The sequence below is a fragment of the Coleofasciculus sp. genome, assembly GCF_046539235.1.
In the GTDB taxonomy this organism is placed as follows: Bacteria; Cyanobacteriota; Cyanobacteriia; order Cyanobacteriales; family Coleofasciculaceae; genus Coleofasciculus.
Genome location: NZ_JBKHHI010000396.1, coordinates 1 through 6,246 on the forward strand (window position 1 = coordinate 1; position 6,246 = coordinate 6,246).

The following is a 6,246-nucleotide window of genomic DNA, read 5'->3' on the forward strand; positions in this document are numbered from 1 at the left end:
GGGCAAAATTTGCCGAAGAATTAGCCGAATTCCATCAGGCAATTGACCAGGAAGGGAAAGATGAGCAGCTCTCAGAACTGGGGGACTTATTGTTTACACTAATTAATGTCGCCCGTTGGTATGATCTTGACCCAGCCACAGCGCTGCAAGACACCAACCAACGGTTTATCCAGCGTCTATCGGGGATGGAATCGATCGCAACTCGTTCCTTGTCTGAGTATACCCTGGATGAATTAGAACAGCTTTGGCAGCAAGCGAAAGCCGCATTGAAGCAGTCACAGATGAAAGAGAGGGGGGAGTAGAGACGTGACCGTGGAACATCTGGAAGCTGGGGAACTCTTGCATCTGTGAATTCTCTACCCAGATAAACGGGATACAATCGAAAAGTAACTTACTCTAGAAATTTTAAGGGTTGGAAATTGACCGAGTCTTTAACGCCTCCCTGAATTTAGAGACAGCCGCCAGTTAGGTGGTAATAGCCTGTGGACTGGAGGATGCCGACATCGCCAGAATCAAGCAGGAAGTAAACGGCATATCTTACCACTTGTGGGTAGATTTGTGTAAGTTTTATGTAACGGTCTAGCACTCGCGCTTTTGACGTGGAATCGCCTGAAACTGTTTTGTTTGAATTCAACTCGATAGATGAAGCCCTAGCCGATCTCAAAGCCGGTCGCGCTTTGGTGGTGGTTGACGATGAAAACCGAGAAAACGAAGGGGACGTAATTTGCGCCGCCCAATTTGCTACACCAGATATGATTAATTTCATGGCAGTGGAAGCAAGGGGCTTGATTTGTCTGGCGCTGATAGGAGAACGCCTCGATGCCCTCGATTTGCCGTTAATGGTTACCAAAAATACCGATAGTAATCAAACGGCTTTCACCATTAGTATTGATGCGGCATCCCATTTGGGGGTGACAACCGGGATCTCGGCAGAAGACCGGGCGCGAACTATCCAAATTGCGATTAACCCCCAGACTAAACCTTGTGATTTACGTCGTCCGGGTCATATTTTCCCGATCCGCGCTAGAGAAGGAGGTGTCCTTAAGCGGGCGGGTCATACGGAAGCGGCGGTGGATTTACCGCGATTGGCAGGTTTATACCCAGCCGGGGTGATCTGTGAGATCCAAAATCCCGATGGGTCGATGGCTCGTTTGCCGCAGTTGATTCAGTATGCCAAGCAGCATAATCTCAAACTAATTAGCATCGCCGATTTAATTAGTTATCGCCTGCAACACGATCGCTTCGTCTACCGGGAAACGGTGGCTAAATTGCCGACAGAGTTTGGCACGTTTAAAATTTATGGCTATCGTAATACCTTGGACAATACAGAACATGTGGCAATTGTCAAGGGAGATCCGGAAAAGTTCCCAGACCAACCTGTGATGGTACGGATGCACTCGGAATGTCTCACGGGAGATGCTTTGGGTTCCCTACGCTGTGATTGTCGCCAGCAACTCGAAGCCGCGTTAAAAATGATTGAGGCGGCGGGTCAAGGGGTACTGGTGTATTTGCGCCAAGAGGGACGGGGAATTGGTTTGGTGAATAAGCTGAAAGCCTATTCCCTCCAGGATATGGGACTGGATACGGTGGAAGCGAATGAACGCTTGGGATTTCCGGCGGATCTGCGTAACTATGGGATGGGAGCGCAGATGCTTAATGATATTGGCGTCAAAAAAATTCGCCTGATTACCAATAATCCGCGTAAGATTGCTGGATTAAGGGGATATGGGATTGAGGTGGTTGATCGGGTTCCCCTGCTGATTGAAGCGAATGACTATAATTCGATCTATTTAGCCACCAAGGCACAGAAATTAGGGCATCTGTTGCTGCAGACTTATTTAGTTACTGTGGGAATTCAGTGGTTAGATGCGCCGCAACCGGTGACGGAACGGTATGAACGACTGGAAAAACTGCGACATTTAGCAGCAAGCCATAACCTATTGTTACAGGAAGAAGCCCGTCCTGTGGCGATCGCACTATTTGGGAAACCGTCTTTAATTGTTCATCTGGGCTTTGATCAAGCTAACCTGGCAGAACCTGACTGGTATAAGGATAGCCATCATCCCTACTCAATTGCGATCGCGAAAATTCTTGATACACTCAGTACCTGGTCGCAACTGGGACGCCTAGAGTTTCTAGTGTCTACTGGTGTCGATCCTCTGATTAGTTTACAAGTTCAGCTTGATCGGCAAATGTTTTCACTGAGTCAGTGTCCCTCCTGTGTATTTGAGCATTTAACCACGCAAAAAATCTACAGTTTTGAGCGGTAAGGGTGATTTGTCCTTTGTCCTTTGTTAAAGAGTTATTTAAGTATTCCTGCATAGCATTGCTATAACCGTTTGTCAACCCGTAGTTTTGACGATTTCTGGAAACCAAAGATAATAAATTCCTGAATTTTACGGATTTTTGGTTGGTGTCATTGCACCTAAAATAGAAATCAAACAGAAAATGCTGAGTCTCTCCCGGTAAGCTATTGGTAGCTACCGGGAGATTTTGTCTAAAACAATATAAAGGTTTGCGACTTGGTCGAATATAGCACTACCGGGATATGTGAGGACATTCCCCTGTTGCCTGTTGCCTGTTGCCTGTTGCCTTTTCACCCAATTTTATTGTCCTAACCGTGGCTTTAAAAATGATAGTTGGCTAAACTAGCAGGATAGGATTGCGCCGAAACTCGGACAATACGACTATCAAGCTTTTGGGCAACATCGCCAACTTGAATTAATGGCATTTGTCCATTCAGATACATCACCCCAGTGAATGCAACCATTCCACCTCGACGAAAGGTTGCCATATCTAATTGTAGGGGTGTTCCTTCCATATCGATGCCTAGGGTAAAACCTGTTGAGGTATCTGCAAAGTTATTCAATTCTGGGAGGGGTTGGTATTCCAAAACGTTAATTTCTCCCATCCCTTGCAATCTTTGCTTCAGTTGGCTAACCAGTAACTGTTGAATTTCGGGTTGTTGTAACTGCTGTACATTGGTATCAAAGTTTACCCAATCTTGTTCGCTAGACAGGGGACTGGTAAATCCTAGAACAATTTGGAAGCTTTCGGGATTGACAAAGGCGAATAAATTTTCTGGGTTCAGGTTGGCTTCCTGGAATTGCTGGGTTAGGAGTCTAAATTGAGAGGCAAGTGAGGCGGTTAATTCGGGGGGAAGTTCCTGAAACCCCTCTGGCAAGTCTTCTAGTAACAGCTTGACATTAGCAGAGGTGGAGGCTTGGGAAAGGGTTTGGGGAACGGTTGGGGATGCAGTGGAGACTGGAGTTAGGGGTATATCAGCATTAACGGGATTGCCGGTGAATAGGATGCCACTCAACAAGCCTAAGCTTAAGGAAATTCTCTTGATCATCTTACAATCAGCAAGGGGACTCCCGCTATGGTAGCAAAATTAAGTAGTCCTTTGTCCTTTGTTCTTTGTCCTTGGTTAGGATAATGTTCTCTGGGAAATAACTACGGGTATGATAGACGAATTATACAGCCAGACATACTATGATGCGATTTAAATTTTCTCAGGTATCTCTATCAAGGTTAGCGATTACGGCGACACTCGCTTTTTTTTGTATTGCTTTAATTTTAGGCTTACATCGACACTATACTTTTTACTCGTCCTACGACCAAGGTATTTTTAATCAAGTCTTCTGGAATAACCTGCACGGACGTTTTTTTGAGAGTTCCTTATCCTCCCAACTTTCGGCGAATGTCGTTCATCAGGGGGAGGTTCCCAGGGTGGATTATCATCGTTTAGGACAACATTTTACGCCAGCGTTGTTACTTTGGTTACCCCTGTATGCTTTATTCCCTACACCTGCCACGTTAACTGTATTGCAAGTAACATTGGTTACAGCGGCGGGTTTGGTGTTGTATGTTCTCGCACGAGAGTATTTAGAACCAACCTTAGCTGGGATGATTACGGTTAGCTTTTACTGCGCTAACGCGGTTATTGGTCCAACGTTATCGAATTTTCACGATATTTCCCAGATTCCCCTATTTGTTTTTGGACTGCTGCTAGCGATGGAAAAACGCTGCTGGTGGCTGTTTTGGCTATTATCTGTGTTACTTTTAGCTGTACGCGAAGATGCGGGAATCGGCTTATTTGGTGTGGGAGTCTACCTAATTCTGAGTCGTCGATATCCCCGGATTGGGTTAGCGGTTTGTAGCTTAAGTTTTGGCTATATGATTCTGCTGACGAATCTGGTTATGCCGTTATTCTCTGAGGATATTTCGCAGCGGTTTATGATGGAACGATTCGGTCAATATGCTTCAGGGGATGAAGCGTCTACGTTAGAGATTATCTGGGGAATGATTAGCAATCCTGGGCGGGTGTTGGTGGAATTAGTGACACCCTTTGGTCGCACATTGAATTATTTATTGGGGCAATGGTTACCGTTGGCGTTTATACCAGCGATTTCACCCGCGTCTTGGATGATAGCTGGATTTCCCTTACTTAAGTTATTTTTAGGTCAGGGAGAATCGGTACTGGCGATTAATATTCGCTATGCAATGACGGTGGTGCCAGGGTTGTTTTATGGGACGATTCTATGGTGGTCAAAGCATCAAGATTTATATAAGCGATCGCTGTTTCGATATTTTTGGATTTTTTGTATTACTTTAACGCTTATTTTTTCCTATACCTCCAGTGCTTCGGCGTTAAATCGGGCGTTTTATTTTATGCTACCAGATTCCTTTGATCCGTGGGTACATATCTCATTACCCCAACAGTGGAACCATGTGCAACAAATGCGTCCTTTAGTTGCCCAAATTCCACCGGATACCAGTGTTTCGGCGACAACTTATATTATTCCTCATCTCTCTAGTCGCCGTGAAATTATCCGCTTACCTGATTTAAGGTTACGCAATGATCAGCAAGAGGTTATTAATGTAGACTATATGATTGCTGACCTTTGGCGGTTAAAGCAGTATCAGGTAGCTTTTGATCAGGAACGAGGACTCTTGAAGTCGCTAGTATCACTAATTGATCAGGTAACGGCAAAGCAGGAGTATGGCATTATTGGGTTTGAAGATGGGGTGATTTTATTGCAGAAAGGGGTAGACTCTAATTCTGATGCTATGGAAAAATGGCTGGTGTTTCGGAAACAATTGGTTAACCGTTGATCGAGATAAAACGTCTGATGCAGGACATCGTTGACATTCTCACCGACCTAAAAGGATCGGTGATGCCCTACCAGTCAAACAGGGATAACTGAATGTACTTTTGTCAAATTCCTTCTTGTAGGGGCGACCCGCTTGGTTTAATTAACAACACTACTCTATTCAATGCGATCGGGTCGCCCTGTCCTCAATTTAAAGCGAAGACCGCGCAACTGTATAAAGAGAATTATTTTGGTTTAGTCGCGGTGCGATCGCGCCCTATTTCTTCCCTCCCATCCAGTCACTGGTTCCTCAATTTGTTGGCTTAAGCAGAGATTCGCTGATCTGTGTCTTATGCGATCGCACTTCCTCTAACTCCTGTCGAGTTGCATTCCCATTTCCCCCAGTTGTCCCTTTTTGATTAAACTTCAGATGCATGAAAAAGCTTTTTTGTCAAATTTGCCTCGGTCTGAGTCGATGAAATTGGGTAATGTAAGATGTTTGTGGTGTGGGAATTTTGCCGCAGCGATAGGGGAGAATAACAACCTATTTATAAGGGTTTGAAGCGTTTAAGGTTGAAAAATTGCCATAAAAATAGCACAATACAGGATTAAGTTAACATTGTACTACAACCTCAAACCCCGATCAAATCAGGATTGACCCCTGAGGTTTTCTGCCTGTGTTAAATTTGATTAACTTTAAATGATTAAAACGTAAGCGTAAAGACTAAAAGTTTTGCTTATGTCAGTCGGGTGGTGGAAATAGACAGGGGCTGACTTGGGAGTGATGCTTCCCTGTCTTCCTGGGAATGGGAAGAAGTTAGGGGATAAGGGGGAAACGTGCGATCGCGAGTCTACCTTCCATCTGCTAATATGAGATGATATGCCAGTTTCAACGGGTCGGTATTCTATGAGTTTATGGCATGGCAATGATTACCTGGGTTTTGATGCGCGAATTGATTTGATCAGATAAGTAGGTGGGGACAATTAAAGTTAACGGTGGGGATCGTCATTCGTCATTCGTCATTCGTCATTTGTAAGGGTTTGAGGCTTGTTAACATAACTTCATAAGGTTGAGTTTATTTCCACCAACCTACTTAAGACAACAATGCCATACAGTCAATTCACCACCCTTGCTAAAGCCAAAGAAGCC

At 44.7% G+C, this 6,246-nt stretch carries 5 protein-coding genes; 3 read left to right on the top strand and 2 right to left on the bottom strand.

Annotated elements, in window-relative coordinates:
* Both ACLFWI_RS25055 and ribBA read left to right on the top strand, forming a co-directional pair.
* Positions 1-302: MazG nucleotide pyrophosphohydrolase domain-containing protein (locus tag ACLFWI_RS25055; RefSeq protein ID WP_446415178.1), on the top strand; the 302-nt coding region annotated here is incomplete at its 5' end.
* 297 nt (positions 303-599) lie between these two features.
* A complete protein-coding gene (gene ribBA, locus ACLFWI_RS25060; protein WP_446415179.1) occupies positions 600-2,270 on the top strand; it encodes a bifunctional 3,4-dihydroxy-2-butanone-4-phosphate synthase/GTP cyclohydrolase II in 1,671 nt (556 codons plus the stop codon).
* 356 nt (positions 2,271-2,626) lie between these two features.
* On the opposite strand, the gene ACLFWI_RS25065 is transcribed toward ribBA, so the two are convergent.
* The gene (locus ACLFWI_RS25065) at positions 2,627-3,355 is read right to left on the bottom strand and encodes a hypothetical protein (protein WP_446415180.1); all 729 of its coding nucleotides are present in this window, start codon (positions 3,353-3,355) and stop codon (positions 2,627-2,629) included.
* Positions 3,356-3,498: 143 nt separating this feature from the next.
* Here ACLFWI_RS25065 and ACLFWI_RS25070 point away from each other — a divergent pair, with 143 nt between their 5' ends.
* On the top strand, positions 3,499-5,118 hold the full coding sequence (locus tag ACLFWI_RS25070) for a DUF2079 domain-containing protein (RefSeq protein WP_446415182.1): 1,620 nt from the start codon (positions 3,499-3,501) through the stop codon (positions 5,116-5,118).
* 288 nt (positions 5,119-5,406) lie between these two features.
* Here the strand turns inward: ACLFWI_RS25070 and ACLFWI_RS25075 are convergent, their stop codons facing one another.
* A complete protein-coding gene (locus tag ACLFWI_RS25075; RefSeq protein WP_446415181.1) occupies positions 5,407-5,532 on the bottom strand; it encodes a hypothetical protein in 126 nt (41 codons plus the stop codon).
* Positions 5,533-6,246: the final 714 nt, after the last annotated feature.